17 protein-coding genes are annotated in these 20503 nt (G+C 70.1%); 15 read left to right on the plus strand and 2 right to left on the minus strand.

What is annotated here, in order from left to right:
* Window positions 1–161: 161 nt before the first annotated feature.
* Window positions 162–1469, minus strand: coding sequence for a hypothetical protein (locus HUT19_RS43870; protein WP_176178492.1), 1308 nt, complete (start codon window positions 1467–1469; stop codon window positions 162–164).
* Between the two features lie 40 nt (window positions 1470–1509).
* A complete protein-coding gene (locus HUT19_RS00145) occupies window positions 1510–1878 on the minus strand; it encodes a hypothetical protein (protein WP_176178493.1) in 369 nt (122 codons plus the stop codon).
* Between the two features lie 674 nt (window positions 1879–2552).
* Here HUT19_RS00145 and HUT19_RS00150 point away from each other — a divergent pair.
* From HUT19_RS00150 to HUT19_RS00220, 15 genes are all read left to right on the plus strand, one after another.
* Complete coding sequence (locus tag HUT19_RS00150) at window positions 2553–3563, plus strand: conjugal transfer protein (RefSeq protein ID WP_176178494.1); 1011 nt, start codon at window positions 2553–2555, stop codon at window positions 3561–3563.
* Entirely contained in the window at window positions 3560–3871 is a 312-nt protein-coding gene (locus HUT19_RS00155) for a hypothetical protein (protein WP_176178495.1), read from the plus strand. Before HUT19_RS00150 ends, HUT19_RS00155 begins: the two co-directional genes overlap by 4 nt.
* On the plus strand, window positions 3868–4482 hold the full coding sequence (locus HUT19_RS00160; protein ID WP_176178496.1) for a hypothetical protein: 615 nt from the start codon (window positions 3868–3870) through the stop codon (window positions 4480–4482). The genes HUT19_RS00155 and HUT19_RS00160 overlap by 4 nt, the downstream gene beginning before the upstream one ends.
* Window positions 4482–7136: an ATP-binding protein gene (locus HUT19_RS00165; RefSeq protein ID WP_176178497.1), complete on the plus strand. Its 2655-nt coding sequence runs from the start codon at window positions 4482–4484 to the stop codon at window positions 7134–7136. Before HUT19_RS00160 ends, HUT19_RS00165 begins: the two co-directional genes overlap by 1 nt.
* Complete coding sequence (locus tag HUT19_RS00170) at window positions 7133–7522, plus strand: hypothetical protein (protein ID WP_176178498.1); 390 nt, start codon at window positions 7133–7135, stop codon at window positions 7520–7522. Before HUT19_RS00165 ends, HUT19_RS00170 begins: the two co-directional genes overlap by 4 nt.
* 6 nt (window positions 7523–7528) lie before the next feature.
* Complete coding sequence (locus HUT19_RS00175) at window positions 7529–10111, plus strand: hypothetical protein (RefSeq protein ID WP_176178499.1); 2583 nt, start codon at window positions 7529–7531, stop codon at window positions 10109–10111.
* A complete protein-coding gene (locus HUT19_RS00180; RefSeq protein WP_254885326.1) occupies window positions 10108–11226 on the plus strand; it encodes a bifunctional lytic transglycosylase/C40 family peptidase in 1119 nt (372 codons plus the stop codon). The genes HUT19_RS00175 and HUT19_RS00180 overlap by 4 nt, the downstream gene beginning before the upstream one ends.
* 691 nt (window positions 11227–11917) lie before the next feature.
* Window positions 11918–14548, plus strand: coding sequence for an ATP/GTP-binding protein (locus HUT19_RS00185; RefSeq protein WP_176178500.1), 2631 nt, complete (start codon window positions 11918–11920; stop codon window positions 14546–14548).
* Window positions 14545–15495, plus strand: a complete 951-nt coding sequence (locus tag HUT19_RS00190) for a replication-relaxation family protein (RefSeq protein ID WP_176178501.1) — start codon at window positions 14545–14547, stop codon at window positions 15493–15495. The genes HUT19_RS00185 and HUT19_RS00190 overlap by 4 nt, the downstream gene beginning before the upstream one ends.
* A gap of 204 nt (window positions 15496–15699) precedes the next feature.
* Window positions 15700–16548, plus strand: a complete 849-nt coding sequence (locus HUT19_RS00195) for a helix-turn-helix transcriptional regulator (protein ID WP_176178502.1) — start codon at window positions 15700–15702, stop codon at window positions 16546–16548.
* Entirely contained in the window at window positions 16545–17351 is an 807-nt protein-coding gene (locus HUT19_RS00200) for an SAM-dependent methyltransferase (RefSeq protein WP_176178503.1), read from the plus strand. Before HUT19_RS00195 ends, HUT19_RS00200 begins: the two co-directional genes overlap by 4 nt.
* Before the next feature lie 193 nt (window positions 17352–17544).
* On the plus strand, window positions 17545–18081 hold the full coding sequence (locus tag HUT19_RS00205) for a hypothetical protein (RefSeq protein ID WP_176178504.1): 537 nt from the start codon (window positions 17545–17547) through the stop codon (window positions 18079–18081).
* Window positions 18027–18953: an ATP/GTP-binding protein gene (locus HUT19_RS00210; protein WP_254885327.1), complete on the plus strand. Its 927-nt coding sequence runs from the start codon at window positions 18027–18029 to the stop codon at window positions 18951–18953. The genes HUT19_RS00205 and HUT19_RS00210 overlap by 55 nt, the downstream gene beginning before the upstream one ends.
* Window positions 18954–18977: 24 nt before the next feature.
* Window positions 18978–19652 (plus strand): SAF domain-containing protein, encoded by a 675-nt coding sequence (locus HUT19_RS00215; protein WP_176178505.1) that lies wholly within the window; start codon window positions 18978–18980, stop codon window positions 19650–19652.
* Entirely contained in the window at window positions 19652–20494 is an 843-nt protein-coding gene (locus HUT19_RS00220; protein WP_176178506.1) for a hypothetical protein, read from the plus strand. Before HUT19_RS00215 ends, HUT19_RS00220 begins: the two co-directional genes overlap by 1 nt.
* The last annotated feature ends 9 nt before the right edge of the window (window positions 20495–20503 follow it).

Below are 20503 nucleotides of genomic sequence, written 5' to 3' on the forward strand. Positions count from 1 at the left end.
CTGGTGATGGAGCGGGCCGGGCTCCTGCCTGAGGGGGCGCGCGGCTGCGCGGGAGTGCCGCAGGTCGTCCTCGGCGGGCAAACCGTGTTGCGCGGCCCGGGGCCGCGGTGCTGCTGGAGGGTGAGCGCTGCACGGTCGCGTCGCTGTGGTGGAGGGGCGCTTTACGAGGCATGGGAGCCGCCATTCGGTGACGGGTGCTGGTGACGCCAGGCGCGCATGTGGGTCTCGACCTCGTGGTCCAGGAGCGCCCCCCAGTGACCGGCGGCAGCCAGGCGCTCGCGCATCTGGTGTCCTTCGCGGGCGGCCGCCGTTTCGTAGGCGTCGTGCGCGGAGGACAGCTCGGCGTCGCAGGTGAGGCGCTCTTCGAGTTCGGCGCGTGCCTGCTCGGCCTGGCGCTGCTCGGCGCGGCGTGCCTGGCAGGTGGCGCAGAGTCGGCCGGTGTTGATGATCAGTCCGTCTTCGCAGGACGGGTCGGGGCAGTCGTGGGCGGTGAGGAGATCGGCCACGTAGCCGACGGGGCGGCGGATGGGGTCGGGCCCGGTGTAGTGCTCGGCCGTCCGTTCGGGGCCCCGGGCCTGGTGCCAGCGGCGGTTGATGCGGGCGATGAGCTGTTCGGGAGTGCGGGGCGGGATCCGGTAGGTACCGGGCGCGGAGCCGGGGATGCCTGTGAGGGCGTCGCAGATGGCGCGGATGAGGGTCGGGGCGAGACGGCCCCCGGCGCGGGCGGGCTGAACTTCGCGGGGCAGTGCGGCCGCGACCTGCTCCCACCCGGCGGGCCGCTTTCGCGGTCGCGGTGTGACGGCTTTCGGGGACCGGGACTTGGGGGTGGCTCCCGCCGTCCTCGCCGCGGCGCCAGCCGCTGAGGAGGCGGACTCCTTACCACCCGCACCAGTCCTGCGGACGTCCGGAAGGTGGTTCCCCTTGGTGGGTTCTTGTTGATTGGTTATGGAGGGGTTGTGGGTGATACCCGGGGAGGGTGTTGTGGGCGACCCCTGGGAGGGGTTGCCCACAACCCCTGCCCCCGGAGCAGGTGAGCCCTGGTCAGGGCAGGGGTTGTCGGCAACCCCTCCCTTGGCAGGGAGGCGAAGTGTCGGGCGGGGGATGAACTCGCCCTCGCGGATGGCCGCGTACCGGTCGTCGTGATCTTGGTAGTAGCTGATCTCGGCGAAGGGGTGGTTGGTGCCGCCCCACTGGTCCCATGGCCCGTGGACGAAGAAGCGGTTGGTCGTCTTGCTGCCGTTGCTGCGATAGCGCTGCCGAGCGGACAGGTAGCCGTCACGCCGGAGCTCGCGCAGCAGGGTTTTGGTGCGCTCTTCACTCACCAACGCCTCACTGGCGATCAGGGCGCGTCCGGGGAAGGCGGAGTAGTTCTGGTCGCAGCGGGTGGCGACCGCCAGGAGCACCAGCTTGTGCGCCGGGGTGGGCAGGTGCAGCCGCATGACGTACGCGGCAGCGTCGACACCGCTCACGTCTCACCGCCGTGGTCTGTGCTGGGCGGGGTGCGAGGGGTCATGCGTTGTCCCCGTGGATGCGGGTGGATTCGAGGTGCTCGCGCGCTGCGGGGGTGTCGTGATCGGGCGATTGCAGACGGATGCGGCTGTCGGTCAGCAGGTCCTCGATTCGGCCCTCGCCGCCGGTCTGGACCTGCCAGCCGCAGGCGAGATCCGCGATCACGCTGCGGGCGAGCCGCAGGTACTCCTCCGGGTGCGTCTCACGTACCGCGAGCCAGCTGCCGATGTTGCGGGTGTGCGTTCTGACGGCCCGCAGTTCGTGGATCAGCAGGGGGGTCGCCGGCGTGTGCTGCGTGGTGCAGTCGAGCGGGGCGGGCGCCGCATGCGGGATGGCACGGCGGCCACGTGAGCGATGGCGCCAGAGCATCGGGCTCCTCCTTGAGGACGGGTTCTGCATGTCGATCAGCAGACCCGTGTGCTCTGACCAGACCGGTCACCAAATCCGGAGCCGGGAGTCACGCTCGCATCACGCTTGCCGTGGTCGATTCGTGGTCAAGGTTCTGGTCGGGGATTGCGCAGTCGAGAGGCGCCGGGGAGTGCGCAGTTGTGGTCTGCGTGCCCGGGCTGCGCAGCCATGCGATGGGCATCGGCTGGCCCGCGGTCGGCTGCGCAGGGCGCCCCTGCTCCTGCCGGGGGCCTCTCGTCGCTCTGGTTGCGGAGTACGGAAGCGGCGCGTCCCGTATCTCCTCGCGGCGGCACGGCCGCGCAGGGCGAAGGAAGGGTCACCGAGGAGAGGCTGACGAGCGTTCCTGCGATCGCTCTGGCGAAGACCGAGCACCCCCGGCTGATCGGGACACCGCGCTGAGGTGAGGTGCCAGCTGCTCGGCAGCGACTGCAACCGGAGGCGCGGGCGGGTCGGGCCGGATGGTGGGGCCCCAGGTGGGGGGCGTGGTCAGGGTTGACCGGTTGGTTGACCACGGCGTGGCCGGGGGGATGTGACGGGGTCGTGACCGTGGTCAATGGGCGCTGGCCAGCCGACCGGTCAGAGGCGGCGGGTTGTCTCCAGGTATCGATCCGACCGCTTGTGACCTGGAGTTCGTCATGCCTGTATTCCCACGCCGTCAGGCGTCGTTGGAGCCCGGAGGTCCGCCTTCGCAGACGGCGGGTGTCTCGGTGCGGCTGCTGCGCGCCCGTCGGTGGGTCCGGCTGGGCCGGGTGGCCGTCTGGGGGGCGCTGGCAGCGGGACCGGCCGCGCTGGTGATCGCAGCGGCCTCGCCCGAGCCGGGGCCGGTGGTTCAGAAGACTGCGTCGGCACCGCGGCCGGTGCGGTCCACCGCCGACCCCTCGGGGTATGCCGAGCTGTTCGTGACGCTGTGGCTGCGCAGTGACAGCCGCAGCGAGGAGCGGGCGGAGGTGCGCAGGCTTCGTGCGATGGCGCCGGGGGTCGATCTTCCGGAGCCGCGTGAGGGTGCGCAGCCGGATGTGGATCGGGTGGTGGCGGTGCGCAGTGCGCGGCTGTCTGGTGGGGCGTGGTCGGTGACGGTGGCTGCGCAGTCCGGTGGGCAGGTGCGGTACTTCGCGGTGCCGCTGGTGGCCTCGGGCCGCTCGGATGCGGGCGCGTTCGTGGTGACGGCTGGACCGGCTCGGGTCGCCGGGCCGTCGGCGGGGCGGGCGCCGGAGTCTGCGTATCGGGTGACGGTGCCGGAGGGCAGTGCGCTGTCGTCGACGGTGTCGGAGTTCCTCTCGGCGTATCTGGCCGGGGTGGGTGAGACGGAGCGGTATCTGGCGCCCGGGGTGCGGCTGGCACCGGTGAGCGGTCCCGGGTATCAGCGGGTGGAGGTCGAGGAGGTCTCGGCCGATGACGCTGTCGCCAAGGGCCCGGTGGCCAAGGAGGGCACAGTGGTCCGGGTCCAGGTGGGACTTCGGGCCGTGGACGCGTTGGCCAGCTGGCCGCTGGTCTACAGCCTGCGGGTGTCAGCCCGGGACGGCCGCTGGGAGATCGCGTCGCTGGACGCCGAGTCCGCCGGGCGGGGGCACCGCGCTTGGGGCGCCGCATGGGACCAGCCGACGGCGGCGGGCACGGACCAGCGGACCGCTGGGGGTGCGCTGTGAACAGCAGTGTTCTTCTGGCGGGGAAGCTTGACGACTTGGGCACTGGCTGGCTGGACATGCTCGGCCGCTGGGCCGACAAGGGTCTGCCGGTGGCGCTGTCGTGGATCGTGATCACGGAGCTGGTGCGCCGGGGAAGTCTGAAGGCGGGCATCGGAGCCCTTCTGGCGATGGCGATCGCGCTGGGCATCTACGCCTCGAAATTCAGCCTGGCGTCGATCTTCGAGGATGAGGTCAAGAACCCCGCGAAGTCCTCCCCCGCCGTGGTGCGCGTCGTGGATCAGGTGCCCCCGGCAGGGGGCTCGGGATGAGTGCGGCGAAGCGGCGGGTCAGCCGAACGTACACCGCGGCGCGTCGGCATCCGTGGGTGCTGGGACGGGTGGGTGACTGGAAGATCCCGTTGGGCCCGTACACGCCGCCGCAGCTGGCGGTCGCCTTCGTGGGTGCGGTGCTGCTGATCAAGACGTTCAGCTGGTGGTCGTGGCTGGGGCCGGTGCCGGTGGCGGCGTGGGCCGTTGCGGTCTGGATGGCCCGGCGGGCCCGGATCGGGGGCCGATCACCGTGGGCGGCTGTGGCGGGCGTGATCGGTGTGCTGTTCCAGCCGCCCGCAGGGCGCATCGGCGGGCGCCCGGCGCGGGACCGCCGTCCTCAGATGCTGCTGGGGGCGTTCACCGTCGAGCGCGCCGTGGTGGGTGCTGTCGCCGGTGCCGTGCCGCCGGTACCGCCAGCGCCGGTAGTGCGGCGGTCGGCCACGCGGGCGCCGTCGGCCGAGCCGGAACACCGGCGCGGACTTCGGTCCCTGGGCCGGCGCCGGGCGAGCCTCCGGCGGGACCGGGAGCACCTCGCTCCGGTGCCGCAGACGGCGCTTCAGCAGCTGCTGGGCGCCGGTACATCCATCGAATCGGAAGGGAGGGAGAAGTGATGCGCGTGCCGATCCGGCACCTGGCCGGGCACATCCTGTGGTCCACCCACGGCGGCGTCTGGGGAGTCTGGCGCCTGACCCCGATCGGTGGCCGGTACGTCCCGGATCAGGTCCGGGAGGAAGTCCTGGGCCAGGTGACCTCGCTGGTGCGGTCGCTGACCGGCACGCCGCGGCTGTTCGGGCTGTGCGCGCAGGTCGATCCCGCCGAGGTCGCCGAGCGGATGGTCACCGGGGTCGATCTGGAGCGGTCTGCGGAGTGGGCCGAGTCGGTCGAGGCGGGCCTGGATCTGCTGGACGAGCAGGAGATGCACACCCGGACGCTGTGGCTGGTGGTGCCCCTGTCCGCTTCCGGTGGTGGCCGGGCCGCTGTATCGGCGGTGGTCGGCTCCATCTGGGCAGACACCCAGGCCGCTTTCGGTCTGCCGCCGACCCCGGTGCGCCGGGCGGAGGTGGAGGCCTACCAGGAGCAGGCGGACCGGGTGGCGGCCGCGCTGGGCAGTGGGCTGCCGCTGCGTCCGGCCAGCCCGTCGGAGGTCGTGTGGATGGTGCAGCACGCCGTGCACCGCGGCATGGACGAGCCCCTGCTGTCCGACGCCGAGTCCGATGACCTGTACGGCGGCCGGGTGCGCGAGGGCGTGCTGTGCTCCCCCTCCTACGCCGATCTGGGCCAGGTCCGGCTGGCCGAAGGCGGCCGGATGTCCCGTCCTGGCACGGGCGATGACGAGGACGAGTCGGCCGCGGGGCGTCGGGGCCGCCGTGCGGAGGCGGGCAGGAAGCCCTGGTGGAGGGCGGCACTGCCCTCTCCGCTGCGGCGGAACTGGTTGCAGGTGGAGGCCGAGGCGGGCACCGGCTATCAGGCACATCTTGCGCTGGCTGAAGTGCCCTCAGCGGTGTCGGAGGACGTCGCGGATCTGTTCGCGCAGCTGGAGAGCCTGCCGTTCCCTGTGGACTTCCTCATCGAGCTGGAGATTCTCAGCGCGGACCGGGCCATGGAGCAGTTGCGGAAGAAGAAGAACGAGCTGGTCGACCAGGCTGACCAGTGGGATGCCAAGCCCAGTGGGATGCCCAGTTCGCTGCCGAGCGCGGCCCAGGATCTGGGCGAGGAGGATGCGCGGCTGTCGCAGTCCAGTGTGGAGGTCGAGGTCCAGCCGGTCACGGTGCTGACGGTGTGGGGCCGGGACACCGAGACCTGTGATGCGCGGGCGCGCACGCTGACCGGACTGTTGCGGGGAGCGGACTACCGGGCGGTGCGGGCCGTCGGTCTCCAGGAGCGGCTGTTGACCTTCGGTCTGCCGGGCGCGTCCTGGCCGCCGAACATCCGGCGGGAGTTCCGGCAGGTTCAGCTCGCCGAGGACTGGGCGATGAGCGGGGCCTTCGCCGACACCGCGGTGGGCGATCAGCACGGAGCCCTGATCGGGATCGATCTGGACTGCGGCACGGTGCGGCCCGTTCTGGTCGATATCGCAGGCGCGCCCCAGCAGCAGGCCTCCGCCTCCGTGGGAGTCATCGGGGATCTGGGCAGTGGCAAGTCCGTCCTGGAGAAGCTGCTGACCATCTCGGTGGTCGACCGCGGCGGCCGGGCGATCGTCATCGACCGCACGCCGGTGCGCGAGTGGGCCCGCTTCGCCCGGGCCACCGCCCCGGACACCTGCCAGGTCATCGACGCGGCCGCGGCCAAGCTGTCGATCGACCCCTTGAGGATCTTCGCCGGTCCCGTCGGCGCCCACTACGCGATGAGCTACCTGACCTTGCAGCTGGGGATCGGGCCGATGACCACCACAGGAGCCGTGCTGCACCGGGCCATTGAGGAAGCAGCCGCCTCCCCCGACCCGTCCATGGTCACGGTCCTGAAAGCGCTGGGCACCATGGCCGACTCCGAGAACGCCGGCCCGGCACGACGCGAGGCCGCGCAGACCCTCACCGATCTGTTCCAGATCGTCGTGGCCAACCCCCTGGCCGCGATGGTCTTCGACCCCGACCTGCCGCCGCTGCGGCTGGACGACCTCGGCCACGACCTGGTGGTGATCACCACGGCCGGGCTGACCCTGCCGCCCCTGGAGGCTCTGGCGCAGCCGGAGGTGCTGCGGCAGCAGCCGCTGGAAGCGCTCATCGGCCGGGCGGTGATGTATCTGATCGCGGCGATCGCCCGCCAGGCCGCCTTCACCGACCCCTCGCGGTTCTGCCAGATCGTCATGGACGAGTGCTACTGGCTCACCAGCAGCGCCGAAGGCCGGGCCCTGGCCCATGAGATCACCTACGACGGCCGCAAGCACAACGCGGCCGGCATCTTCGGCGCCCCCGACGAGCGGCACCTTCACGACGTCAGCGGGCTGCTGGCGTACAAGGCCCTGGCGCGCACCAGCGATCCGGAACGGGCGCGCCGCGGACTGGAGTTCCTCGGGCTCAATCCGAAGGACGAGGACCTGGTGCGGCAGGTCACCACGGGCCTGTCGCCGGTCGGGAAGCCGGGCCGGGAGGGCGAGATGCTGCTGCGTTTCCCGTCCATGCAGGTGGGCCGGATCAAGGTCATCGTGCCAGCCGTCGCCCGGATCCAGGACCAGATCTTCACCACCCCCGGTGACCTCTCCAAAGGCTCTGCCGAGACAAGTGGACCGGAGTCAACGGCGGCTGCGGCCGGAGGGAGGCAGGCATGACACCCCGCAGGAACCTGCGATCGGCCGCCGATGCCCGGTGGCGTCGCCGACACCACTTGGCGTCCCTGTCGATCTTGGTGATGCTGATCGTGGCGGGAGGAGCTCTGGCCTGGGGGCTGCTGGCCGGGACCGAGGCCGTGCTGGGTGAGGCGCTCCCCCGCACAGGCAAGGCCTTCACCGCCACCGCGACCACGTCCCCCAGCGGAGACCAGACCGGGCCGGAGGGGCCCTGTCCGTCGCCCTCGAGCAGCGGCCGCCCCTCCTGCCACGTGTCGCTTCCCGGGGAGGACACCGGTGCCGAACCCGCCGGGCCGGGGTGGCTGATGCTGCTGGCGCCTCTTGCTCTGGGACTGCTGGCCTTCGCGGCATCCGGTCGGCGGCGGTGATGACCTGTGCGACGGTTTGACCGGGGCACGCTGCGCGCGGCTGGCTTCGTGGCGCTGGCCACCAGTGTCTTCTTGATCGTGAATACGTCCGTCGCCGCGGCCGCGGACGGCAGGGGAGAGGACGGCGGCGGGCTGTTGGCGCCGCTGAACGTCACCACCTCCGAAGGCGCCCCGCTGAACCGGTACGAACTCGGCGCCGACGGCGGCAAGGTGACGAACGTCGGCGGGCAGATCCGCACCCTGATGCTGGGCGGGCTGTTCACGCTGGTGCGGCTGCTGGTGGGCCTGAGCTGCTGGCTGATCAAGACCGCGTTCGACTTCCCGCTGCTCAAACTCCTGATCAAACCCGCGCAGGAGGTGGCCGACGAGTACAACAAGGTCGTCGTCGACGCCCTCGGGCTGAAGGGCCTGCTGCTGTCCTGGGCCTTCGTCTTCGGATTGATCCTTTTCCAGCGGGGCAAGGTCGGCCGCGGGCTCGGCGAGATCGTGCTGACGCTGCTGATCGCGGCCATCGCCGCCAGCAGTCTGATCCGGCCCGATGTCCTGCTGGGGAAGGACGGGCCGCTGGAGCAGACGCATCAGGCGGCCATGGAGGTCAGCCAGATCACGGTGGACAGCCATTGGGGGAAAGGCACCGGGGACGACCCGTGCGACATGATCGTGGGGCCGCTCCAGGACACCTGTGACGACACCGACGTCCACGCCTCCTCGGTATCCCAGCCGATGACTGATGTGCTGACCGACGTCCTGGTGGTCAAGCCGTACCAGCTGCTCCAGTACGGGCGGATCCTCCACCCCAAGGACCCTGATGAAAAGGAGGCGTACCAGGCGCACCTGAAGTGGGTGCGGGGCAAGGAGTACGACACGGCGGCCAAGCGTGCGGAGCGGGAGAAGATCTGCAAGGCGGAGCCCGCGCTGACCGGCAGATCCCTGGAGTACTGCCTGCGGGGCGAGAGCCGCCGGAAGGCGACGCTCCACGAGATCGGCGACACCATCAAGCTCAAGTTCGATCCCTTGAGCGCGCTGAACCCGTCCGAGACGGACTTCGACGACTTCATGGACGACATGAAGGACGCTGGGAAGACAGGGGAAGCAGCGGCCGCGTATGCCGAGAATCCCACCTGGGACCGGGTCGGCGCCGTGGCGCTGCTGTTGATCGCCGTCATCCTGATCGCCGCCCTGGCCAGCACGATGGCCCTGGTCCTGCTCGGCGCCCAGGGCGCCGATGTCGGCGCCGCCGCGGTCGGCGGCGTCGCCCTGGTCTGGGGCATGCTGCCCGGCCCCAACCGCATGGTCGTGTGGCGATGGATGAGCATCTTCTTCGTCTCCGTGCTGCTGATGTTCGCCACCGCCGGCTTCCTGCCTGCCTTCGGCATCGCGGTGGACACGGTGCTGATGAACGGGCCGGACCTGATGGTCGAGCGGCTGCTGCTCGTCGACGCCCTGGCATTGGCCGGTCTGGCCTTCCACCGCCGTCTGCTGCGCGGGGCGAACGAGTTCGGGTCCCGGATGGCGATGCGGATGCGCTACGCCAAGGTCGGCGGTACGCACCTGCCCGGGGACACTTCCGAGATCGGAGCCGCCCTGGCCATGCACGGGGCGGGCAGCATCGGGCGCGCCCCAGGCCTGCTGCCCTTCGGTGGCGGGTCCCCAGCGCACTCCGCGCTGGGCATGCGCCACAAGGTCCTCAACAATCTGGCGGCATTGACCGACGGGACCGGGATGCCCGTCGATTCCGGTCAGTTGCTGGGGGATGCCGCGGCCGAGGCGCGCCGTGGTCTGGCTCCGGGACTCATCGCGGGGCGTCTCGGTGCGGGGGCCGCCTACGGTCTGCTGATCGGCCGCCGCCCGGACGACGTCAAGCTCGACCGGTGGCGCAAGCCGACGGCGGCCTCGGGAAGCAGTGGTGACGACGGCGCTGACGGTGCGGACGGCGGTGAGGGAACGAGCTCCGGGCGGACTGGCGGCGCGCGGATGGTCGCCGACTCGCGTACCGGGGAAGTCCTCTACGACCCCCAGGACGGGCGGACGCTGCTGGGCGCCCGGGTCCACAACCGCATGGTGCGCTTCCGCGGGTACCGGATCGCACGCCGGGCCGGGCGCCTGGGCTACTACTCCACCTACGGACTGCCCACCGCCGCCTCACGCGGCCGCGGCCGCGCCACCCGGGCCGCGCAGGATGCCCGCACGCAGCTGCGCGTCTATCGCAACCGGGGTCGGGAGGAAGCGGCACGATGGGTGACCGGTGCGGATGCGGTGCACCGGGCCGGCCAGCGCACCGCCGCGGCGGTGACCCATGCCGGCCAGCGCACCGCCACAGCTGCGCGGGTGTATGGCCCGCCTGCTGCTGCCGCCGTACGCCGCGGCGTACGGAACACCGCTACGGCGGCTGTCCTTGCCACCTCACCGGACCGTCCGCACTCGCACATCGGAAGCTCGCGGCCCGCAGCCTCCTCCAGCGCCGGTGTTGACCCGCGTCGCGAGGCGCGGCGCCGGATCCTCGACAGCCTCATGGAGGCCCAGCGCGCCACGTGGGAGCGACGGCCGCGATGGGGCGCCCGCGGAGGCGAGGGGGGTGAAGACTCGTGAAGCGGAAGATGGGGTGCCTGGGCCTGGTGCTGTTCTTCGCGCTGGTGTGCTGCGCAGGCCCGATGGCGATATCCATGTCGCAGTCGTCGGGCTCGGGCAGCGCCGCGTCGAACGCGGGAGCCGGGCCAGCAGACATCCCCGCCCGCATGTTCGCCGCCTACGTCGCGGGCGCGGAGAACGTGCGCGCCTACCGGCCGCGGTGCCGGGGGATGACGTGGCCGGTGCTCGCCGGGATCGCCAAGATCGAGTCGGGGCACGCCTCCGGGCGCACAGTCAGCGCCAACGGCGATGTGCGGCCGCGCATCCTCGGCCCGAAGCTCGACGGCTCCGGAGCAGGCGGCAACACCACCGCGGTGCGGGACACCGACCACGGCCGGTGGGACGGTGACGCGGACTTCGAGCGCGCCGTCGGCCCCTTCCAGTTCCTGCCCTCCACCTTCCGCAGCGTCGGCAAGGACGGCAACAAAGACAGGAAGAAGGACCCGAACAACGCGGACGATGCGGCGCTCAGCGCGGCGGTCTACCTGTGCGGGAAGGGCCGTGATCTGACGCAGCTGCGGCAACTGAAGGCAGCCATACGCTCCTACAACCACTCCGACGCCTATGTGTCAGACGTGATGGGCTGGATCAGCCGCTACAAGAGCACGGGGTCGGTCGCATCGGTCAAGGGCGTGAAGGGCAGGGCCCGGCGGGTCGTGGCAGCGGCGCTCAGCCAGCGCGGAGTGCCGTACTCCTGGGGCGGCGGATCCGCCAAAGGCCCCTCCTACGGCATCTGTTGCAGCCCAGGCGGTTCCTCCGGCGAACGCATCCGCGGGTTCGACTGCTCGGGACTGACCACCTACGCCTACGCCAAGGCGGGCATCAGCCTGCCGCGTACCGCGGCAGCACAGGCCGGAGTGGGGCGGCGCATCCCCGCGTCCGCCGGGGTGAAGGCGCTCCAGCCAGGTGACCTGGTGTTCTTCGGCTACGTGCCCACGCAGGACGGGACCATCCACCATGTCGGGATCTACCTCGGTAACGGCAAGATGATCAACGCGCTACGACCGGGCGCGAAGGTACAGGTCGACCCGGTGAGCGTCATGCCGGACTTCGCCGGAGGGGCTCGGCCATGGTGACGTTGTCCAGGAAGTCCTCTCAGCCGCAGAAGCGTCGCAACCCGCGCTCCTCAGCGCGCTCTGGCCGCGCGATACTGGGGGCGGCCGCCGCGCTCGCCCTCGTCGGCGGCATGCTGCTGGTCCAGGGCAGCGAATGGGGCAGCGCATCGTCCGGCCATGCCGACGACGGCTCGTCACCACCGGCTTCTTCCTCGCCATCCTCGCCATCTGTGCGGGATGCGGTCGTGCCATCGCGTTCAGCGGGCCCTACGCACCCTGCGCACGGTCCGCAGGCCCGCGCATCGAAGCCGACCGAGCGCGAGGTGCTGCCGCCGCCCGGCGACGGAGCCGCCGGGGATGCCGCGATCCAGCGGGGTCTCGAGCGTGCGGTCCCTTCTCATCTGGCCCAGGGGAGGGCGCGGCGCCTGGCCCAACTCGGGCGCGCGGTGTGGACAGCGGAGGTCACCGGCCGCGGCCGGGAGCGATGGCCCGGCTACTTCGGAGAGGACACCGGCGATGTGCGTCCCTATCGCCGTTTCCGTATCCAGGCCGCTGTCGCACGACAGGTTTCCGGCCGCCTGGTGGCGGTCCATCTGGTGTGGGCCGGGGCCTCCCCCTCCGGCTCTGGCTATCAGGACAACCGCACAGCACGGGTGTTCCTCACCCGGGATGGAGGTGACAGGTGGAGGCCGTCACGTTGAAGGCGTATGCGATGACCGGCGCATCCTCTGATGGCTGGCAGGCCGGCAGCGTGCTGGAGACCTCGCTGAGCATCGTGAGGTGGGAATGGGATCAGTGGTTGTGGCTGGCGGTGGCCGGTCTGCTGGTCTGTGGCGCAGTGGCCTTCGTCAAGCGGCGGCTGGCCGATCGAGCGGCTCCACGACGCGTGGCGGTCGAGCTCGTGCCGTCCCGGCGCTTCGAGCCCTCTGCTGAGGAGATCTTCCGGTACGGGGCGTTGCTGACCCGTGCGGCGGCGGCCGAGCCGTGGTGGATGCCGAGGCAGGCCAAGGCGGTACGGGTCCGGTTGCGTGCGGATGGGACCCGCCCGCTGTCCTACCGGGTGGAAGGGCCGGGAGCGGCGGTGCATCTGCTGCGGACTTCGCCGTATGGGCAGGTGCGCTGTGAGAGGACCGCTCCGGTCGTGCGGGACAAGCAGCGCAAGTATGTGGTCCGGGCCCAGTTCGAGCTGCGCGGCGGTGCGGGCGACCGGTTGCGAGACGTGCCGTTGGAGCCCGACCCGTTGCAGCCACTGGTGGATGCGGTCGCTGATCTGCGTGTCGAGCTGGGTGATCTGGCGGAGGTGTGTCTGGATTTTCAGCGGGCACCGGGATGGAGGCTGAAGGCTCGCCGGTGGCAGGTGCTCCAGGCCGCCCGGCAGCGCGAGCGGCGCGAGGCGCACCGGGCCGCTCGGTGGGTGCAGCAGGACTACCGCGACGTGGAAGACTCGATCGGCTATCACCTGTCACGTCTGCTGACCCCGGGTGAAGCAGAGCGAAGGCAGCACCCGCACAGGCGCCTGATGGTGCCGCCAGCGCCTCGCCGGGTGGAGCGTGAGAAGGCGCTGGGCAAGTTAGCTGATGATGCGCATCTGGTGTGTGTTCAGCTGATGGTGCGCTGCGCCTCCGATACGGCGGGCCGGGCCGAGCGACGGCTGCGGCACATCGAAACGGCGCTGGATGTGTTCGCGGCTCGGACCCGGTTCGCGTGGATGGGCCGGGTGTGGGGTCCCATCAGGTGGGGCCCTGACCGGCGCCCGTGGCGCAGCGTCTTTGACCACCGCTGGCGCACCGGTCAGATGCGTCCGCCTCGGGCCAACTGGGTTCATCTGGAGGAGCTCGCCGGGCTTCTCAAGCCCCCGACCGTGCACTGCCGTCTGCCTGTGCTGGCCAGTGATGTCCCCACCTTCCGGGTCGGGGATCCCGCCGTGCTGCTCCAGGGCTGGCACCGCGGAGCGGACGGCCGGTGGAGACTGCTGGCAACGCGGGAAGAAGAGACTCTGTATGAGCTCGCCGTCGGCAAGTCGGGCGGTGGGAAGACGGAGCGGGCGCTGTGCCAGGCCGTCGGCGCCGCTCACGCCGGTCACGGTCTGGCGTACGTGGATCCGCACGGTGATTCGTGGAGACGGGCTGCTCCGTATCTCGCCCATGACGCGATCATGGAACGGATTGCTCGGATCGACCTGGCTGTCACCGGCCCGCGCTCACTGGTGGGAACCTGGAATCCGCTGGGGGTGGACCGCGGGCAGCCAGCCCACGAGGTCGTCGGTGCTGTGGTGGACGCTCTTGCTGCCGCGCTGGGCTGGAGCGATATGACCGCACCACGGGCGATCACCATCGCGACGAAGGCCGTCGAGGCCTTGGTCGCGGTCAACATCGCAGCCTGTCGGGCGCAGAGGCCGGACTGCCAGGCCACGATCTTCCACGTGCGGCCGCTGCTGTCCGACCAGGCCTTCCGTGAGGCAGTCGTGGCGCGGCTGGACAGCGAGCAGGCCGCCTGGTGGCAGACGTCGTTCGCTGCGATCCCCGCGGATGCACTGCCGACGGTGCTCAACCCGCTGGACCGGCTGGCCGCGACCCCGGCCGTGCGGGCGATGCTCGGCAGCCCGGTGGGTGCCTACGACATCCGTACAGCCATGGACCAGCGGATGGTGGTGTGGATCTGCCCGGCTGGCAACGGCCCCACCGATCGTCTCGTCGTGGCCTTGCTGGTGCGTGACCTGCTGCGGGCTGGACTGTCGCGGCGGGAACTGGACGAGCGCGTGAGGGTGCCGTTCCGGGCCTACCTGGACGAACTCATTTCCCTGGACGGGGCCGCAGGATCCAGCATCGCGGAGATCCTCGAGCAGCTGCGGAAATTCCGGGTGCGGGTGCACGGCATGACCCAGCTGCTCCAACGGCTCTCGCCGGAGGTGCGGGCCTCCTTGATGCAGAACTCCTCGACCTTGGCCACCACCGCCGGGGCCGTCGACGCGATCCGGCATGTGACCAACGAGTGGGGCGATCAGGTCGACCCCGCGGAGGTCACCGAGCTGGACCTCTACCACCACTACATCAGTCTCACCGTCGACGGGCGTCGGGTCGGCCCGCTGCAACTACGCGGCCCCGACCTTACTGAGACCTTCCGCGAACTGGCCCGCCCCAGAGCAGTCGGCGCCCTCACCCGTGCGGCCGACGCCCAAGCACAGGCGAAGCCCCTACACCAGCTGACGGACATCGCCGACAAGCAGCGGGACAAGGTCCTCGGCTTCCTGACCAGCACCGCACCCCACGTGACGGCGCGGGCTACCACCACTACTTCTTCCGGCCCTGGCGAGGCCGCTTCACGACCCCGGAGGAACCGATGACGACATCCGCGACCGACCGCCACGGGGCACGGCCCTCGCTGAGGGAGACGGTGGCCCATGAGGTCATCGCCGCAATCGCTCAGCACCGCGTGGTGGACACACGGCAGTTGCAGGCCCTGCTGCTCCCCGACGGCAGCCGTCAACACATGTCGGAAGTGCTGACAAAGCTCCGCAAGGAGCACCTGATCGACTGCGTCACCCTGGCAGGAACCCACCGGCTGCGAGCGTGGTTCCTCACCCGGCGCGGCGTGCGGGCTACGGAGTCGTGGCCGGAGGTCCGCAGGCGAGCCCAGTACCCGATCACGGGCAGGACTGTCGCGTCGCTGACTGCCGCTCACGCCCGCGCGGTGGTCGATACCCATCTGGCCTTCGTCCGCGATGCACGCCGGCACGGGGATGAGCACGGGCCCTGGGATTGGATTCCCGAGACCACCCACAACCTGACTGATGGCGAACTCCTCCAGGCCGACGCCCTGTTGCACTACAGCGCAGCCTCGCTTGAAGGTAATCGCGCGCAGCTGCGCGCGTTCATCGAGGTCGATCGGGCGACGACGAGCAGTGGCACGCTCGCGAGCAAGCTCATCCGGTACGCCCGCTTCTACGCTCACACCCATGTGCCGGTCCTCGGGCGCCGCTCGGCGGCAGCCCAGCAGACGGCAGCCCCTGGGTGGCAGCGCTGGTACCCGGTCTTTCCGCGCGTGCTGTTCGTCTTGACCAATGCCAGCCCGGTGACCTACCAGCACCGCATCGAGGACCTTCAGGCCATGGTGGCCGAGCATCCGCTGGTCGCCCGTATGGCCGCGAAGGTGCCCCTCGGAGCGGCGGTGCTGTCCGAACTTGAGGAGCGCGGTCCCCGCGCGCCGGTCTGGACTCCGCTCGGCGGCCTCCCGGAAGCATGGCGTTCGCTGGAGGCCCCCGCAGGGCGCTGTGCGTGGACAGACCTGTAGCCACTTCCTCACAAAGCGAAGCATTTCCAGTCAAATGCCCTTGCCAGTGGGCAAGTTGCGGTACAGCGCAAGCCGTGTGTCGGTATGTCGCTTGCGCTGTGTAGTGGTTCGAGTACTAGCATCGGAAGTCCGAAGCGCGTTTTGCGATTCGCAAAACCATGGTGTCGCCGCGGGCGCGGTTGGCTGGCACGGGACGGGAGCGGCGTGTTCGAGGACAGTCCGGCGATTCTGCGCAAGGTGCTCGCCCGGCACCTCCAGACTCTGCGGGAGCGGGCCGGACGCAGCTTCACCCAGGCGGCCGGCGAGCTTGGACTGCATCACACCACCGTGCGGCGCATGGAGCGTGCGGAGCACCGGCTGCGCATCTCGGACCTTCGAGCCCTTCTCTCCTACTACGGAGCTGACGAGGCTGAGGTCCGCGCCCTGGTGGCGCTGGCCGAGCGGGCGGCGCTGAAGAACTGGTGGGAGCCCTACAGCGATCTGCTGGACGGGCCGATGACCAACTGCCTCACCCTGGAGAGCGGAGCGGCCCGGATCCGGGCGTACGCGCCATGGGAGGTGCCCGCGCTGTTGCAGACAGCGGAGTACGCCCGTGCGATCGCCCCGCGACCGGAGCCCGACCGCTGGATCGAACTCCTCGAACGACGCCAGGCGCTGCTGGACAGCGACGGCAGCCCCATGTTGTGGGCAGTGCTCGACGAATCGGCACTGCGGTGGGAGGTCGGGGATTGCAAGGTCATGACGGGCCAGCTCGCCCACCTGCTGACCATGGCCTCCCGACCGCACATCACTATCCAGGTCGTTCCCTTCTCTGCCGGTCCCGCGCCAGCAGCCCGTGCCGGCGCGTGCTGCGTCTACCGGCTTCGGCCGAAGGAGCTGCCCGACATCGTGTGCGCGGAGCAACTGGAGGGCCTGGTCTTCGTGGACAAACCAGCGGCGGTGGCGGCCTACACCGAGGTCCTGGACCAGACAGCAGGACAGGCCACGCCCCGCGGGGAGCCGACACGCCGGTTACTGGAGGGGATTCATGAAGACTGGAGAAGATCAGCATGACCTCTGATGATGCCCTCCACGCGCACGGCGCGCGGCTCTACGCCGGATTTCTGAGCAAGCGGGGAGAGAAGGACAGCTGGCCGGGAGACATGCAGTTGGCCCAGCGGATCCGGGCGCAGGTGCCCAACGTCGAGCTGATCGCCCGCAACCAGCGCAGCTTCCTGATACGAGCGGTGCGGACCCTGGTCGGCCAGTACGGGCTGCGCCAGGTCCTCGACGTCGGCTCGGGGCTTTCTCACGAGCCCAATGTGCATCAGGTCGCGCAGGAGATCTCTCCTGACTGCCGGGTCGCCTACGTCGACCGGGACGCGGTGATCAGCGCGAACCTGGCGGCCTCCCTGCACCACGACGACCGGGTCGCCCACGTCACCGCTGATGTCCGCGACCCGGATTCCATCCTGGGCTCCCCCGAGGTACGCAGGATCATCAACTTTGAGGAGCCCGTCGCCCTGCTGCTGGCCTCGGTGTTCCTCTTCGTGCAGGACGATGCCGATCCGGCGGGCATCATCAAGCGGTTGGTCGCCGCGCTGCCCTCGGGCAGCTACGTGGCCTTCAGCCAGGGCACCTACGACTACGACGACGACCGGCGCCCGGTCTACAACCTGACGCGGATGTATGGCGAGGGCGGGGTGATCGTCACTCCACGGAGCAAGGCGACCATCGCCGGATTTCTGGACGGGGCGGGCCTGGAGGTCCTGGAGCCCGGCATCGTGGCCACCAACCGGTGGAGACCCGACGACACCGAGACAGGGCTGGAAGCCGACTCCTGCATTCACGCCGCTCTCGCCTACAAGCCGCTTTGACGGTGCATAAGAACGCGATCTCCACCGGTTTGCACCTGATCAATTCCATTGCCAGCGGCCCGGATGGCTTCCGGATCGCGTCGTCAGCACTCAATGAGGGGGTTCTGTGACACCGCCATCTTCATCCGCTCGATCCGCACTCCGTCGCGGCAGGAGGGACCAGGTCACACGGTATTGGGCGGTTGCGGTCGGCGTGGCACTGTCTGTCTCCTCGTGCTCTGGCGGTGACGGGAAGTCGGAGGAGTCCAAGCACCCTTCGAAACCGGCCGCTTCGTCGCCACAGTCCTCGCAGACCACGGCCAGCTCTGACCCACAGGCTCCTGATAAGCGCGACGTACTCACCGCCTACCGGCACTACTGGGACGAACAAGTCAAGGCCTATTCGAAGGTGACCGTCGAGGGCACCGACCTCGACGAATACGCCAGCGCCGACGCTCTGGCCAGGGCAAAGAGCGACGTGATGAGCCTGAAGAAGGCCGGCGTCGTGGCCAAGGGAGCGCCGGTCAACGACGCCAAGGTCTCCGGTCTCGACATGGACCGGAAGGTGCCTCGAGCAACGATCGCCGACTGTCTCGACGTCTCGAAGTGGACACGTGTCGACCGGAAGACCGGGAAGACCGTGCCCTCCCCTAAGGGGCAGCTCAAGCGCTACGCAACCACGATAAATGCTGAGAAGTGGGGGAAGCAGTGGATGATTTTGAAAGTCACGTCAAAACCCCGCACCTGCTGAAGCGACTGGCGCTGGCGGTCGCCGGCGGCGCCGTCTTCGGTGCCGCGCTGCCCGCGACAGCGCATGCAGACGGAAACGGGTTGTGCGGGGGCACGGACTCCTGGGTGAGTGTCTGCGCAACGGATCCTGGATCGCCCGCCTCCAACGGATCGGAAGCTCGGCACAAGCCTGCCCCGAAGGGGAGCAAGGGCGGAAAGCCGAAGGTCCGGTCCTGCACGGTGAGTCGACTCAATCCGCAGCCACCAGCCGGCAGCGCGGTCTGGAAGGGTCACAAGCCAGGTGACGGCGCCATCTACACGCGTTCCTGCATCTTCGACGCGTCCACCGCCGCATCCACCCTCGGTGTTCCGCTACCCCTCCAAACGTTCTGGTCTGCCACACCTCCCGCAGCGACGGGACCGGATCCCGCCCAGCTGGCGCAGCAGGCCGTCGACAAGATGCAGCTGAAGGGGCCGGACATCGTCAGCCCGAGTGCGACGGGCCGGTGGGCGGTGGGTGTTCCGGTGTGGATGCACGTCGGCAAGTCGGCGACCACCTACGGGCCGAACTCGGCCACGGCATCGGCGGGGGCGGTGACGGTGACAGCCACGGCCAAGGTCTCGAAGATCAAGTGGGCAATGGGCGATGGGTCCACGGTGACCTGCACCGGAGCAGGCACGCCGTACCAGAAGGCGTACGGGAAGCGGACCTCGCCAGACTGCGGCCACACCTACGCGCAGACCTCCGCGACGGAGTCCGGCAAGGAGTTCAAGGTGAACGCGACGTCAACGTGGACGGTGAAGTGGACCGGCGGCGGTCAGTCAGGGGAGCTCACGGAAGTCCGGGAGTCCCAGGTGGAGGTGTCGGTCGGCGAGCTTCAGGCTCTCGGCTGACCCCGGTGGAGAAAGGACGAAGTAGTGAGCAAGACCAAGGACCGTAGCGCGCCAGGCGCCGGAGTTCCGGCGCCGGTGGCGGGGCCGGTGACTCCTCCGCGGGTCTCGGCCCGGCGGAGGAGACCAGGGCTGATCGCCTTGGCCGTGGTGCTGATCACCGGCGGGGGCGCCGGTGGGGCGGTGCTGCTGATGGAGAGCGGACACCGTACCGAGGTGGTGACCGTGGTCCGGGCTGTGCCGGTGGGCCAGGTGATCACTGACCGGGATCTGGGCGAGGCGTCGGTCGCGCTGGATCCGGCGGTGAAGGTGGCGGACCGGTCCGATGTGGTGGGCAAGCGGGCTGCTGTGGAGCTCAAACCCGGCTCGCTGCTGTCCAGCGGGCAGGTGACCAGCGGTTCCCTGGTGAGGCCCGGTGAGCAGGTTGTTCCGGTGGGGTTGAAGCCGGAGCAGGTGCCCGCGAGTTCCCTGGCGCCGGGGCAGAAAGTCCAGATCGTCCAGGTGCCCGGTGAGGACGAGGAGGCGAGCAAGGCCCAGGCCGAGCCGATCTCAGCTCGCGTGGTGAGGGTCGGCGACCCCACGCCTGGAACCGGATCGGTGGTCGTCGACGTCGCGGCGGATCGCACCGAGACTCCCCTGCTGGCGGCATGGGTGTCCACGGGGAAGATCCGGCTGCTGATCGATGCGCAGGGCGGTGCGTGATGCCGGTGATCGCTTTGGCGGGCTGTGCGGGCTCGCCAGGTGTGACGACGACGGCGCTGGCGCTGCTGCTGTCCTGGCCCCTGGATCCAGGGCGCCGGGTGGTGCTGGCCGAGTGCGATCCGGACGGCGGATCGGTGCTGTACGGGCTGCTTCAGGGCTCGCTCGGAGACCAGTACGGGCTGAAGAACCTCTCCGTGGCCGCCCGCAAGGGGGAACTGCCCGAGGCCTTCTGGCGGCAGCTGGTGGACATTTCCGGTGACGACCGGACCGCGCAGCCGGAGGGTCATCGTCGAGTGGTGCTGCCCGGGCTCACTGACCCTGCGCAAGCGGCAGCTCTGGCTCCGGCCTGGGATCAGCTGGCTGACCTGTTCGCGGGGATCGAGCGGCACCCTGAGTATCCGCATGACGTGCTCATAGACCTGGGCCGGGGTGGGGCGTTCGGCCCTTCGGCGGCCCTGGCTCAACGGGCCGACCTGCTGGTGATAGTGGCTCGATCGACGATGCGCGCAGTTCAGTCGGTGCAGGTGCGCCTCGAGGCGCTTCGGGGCCGGGTCGGTGAGGTCGGCCTGCTGTTGGTGGACGAGGGCCCGTATTCGGCCGGGGAAGTGCAGAAGCTGCTGAAGACGCCTGTCCTTGGCACGCTGCCCTACCGGCCGTCGCAGGCCCGGGTGTTGTCGGACGGCGCGGAGCAGCCTGCGCGCTTCGCCCGGAGTGAGTTGATGCGGGCTGTGCATGGGGCGACCACGCCGTTGCGGCAGCGGGCCGCGTTGCGGCGTGCTCGCCTGGCTCCCCGCGGTGGGTCGGTTGCCGGGGGCAGGGAGGTGAGGACGAGTGCGTGGTAAGCCCTTGCA

Origin of the sequence: Streptomyces sp. NA02950, from assembly GCF_013364155.1 — a bacterium.
In the GTDB taxonomy this organism is placed as follows: Bacteria; Actinomycetota; Actinomycetes; order Streptomycetales; family Streptomycetaceae; genus Streptomyces.

Bases quoted from the DNA above. Each gene is read 5' to 3' on its own strand.
- HUT19_RS00145 (WP_176178493.1), bottom strand. From the start codon at position 1,878: ATGCTCTGGCGCCATCGCTCACGTGGCCGCCGTGCCATCCCGCATGCG.
- HUT19_RS00150 (WP_176178494.1), top strand. From the start codon at position 2,553: ATGCCTGTATTCCCACGCCGTCAGGCGTCGTTGGAGCCCGGAGGTCCG.
- HUT19_RS00160 (WP_176178496.1), top strand. From the start codon at position 3,868: ATGAGTGCGGCGAAGCGGCGGGTCAGCCGAACGTACACCGCGGCGCGT.
- HUT19_RS00165 (WP_176178497.1), top strand. From the start codon at position 4,482: ATGCGCGTGCCGATCCGGCACCTGGCCGGGCACATCCTGTGGTCCACC.
- HUT19_RS00170 (WP_176178498.1), top strand. From the start codon at position 7,133: ATGACACCCCGCAGGAACCTGCGATCGGCCGCCGATGCCCGGTGGCGT.
- HUT19_RS00185 (WP_176178500.1), top strand. From the start codon at position 11,918: ATGACCGGCGCATCCTCTGATGGCTGGCAGGCCGGCAGCGTGCTGGAG.
- HUT19_RS00190 (WP_176178501.1), top strand. From the start codon at position 14,545: ATGACGACATCCGCGACCGACCGCCACGGGGCACGGCCCTCGCTGAGG.
- HUT19_RS00200 (WP_176178503.1), top strand. From the start codon at position 16,545: ATGACCTCTGATGATGCCCTCCACGCGCACGGCGCGCGGCTCTACGCC.
- HUT19_RS00220 (WP_176178506.1), top strand. From the start codon at position 19,652: ATGCCGGTGATCGCTTTGGCGGGCTGTGCGGGCTCGCCAGGTGTGACG.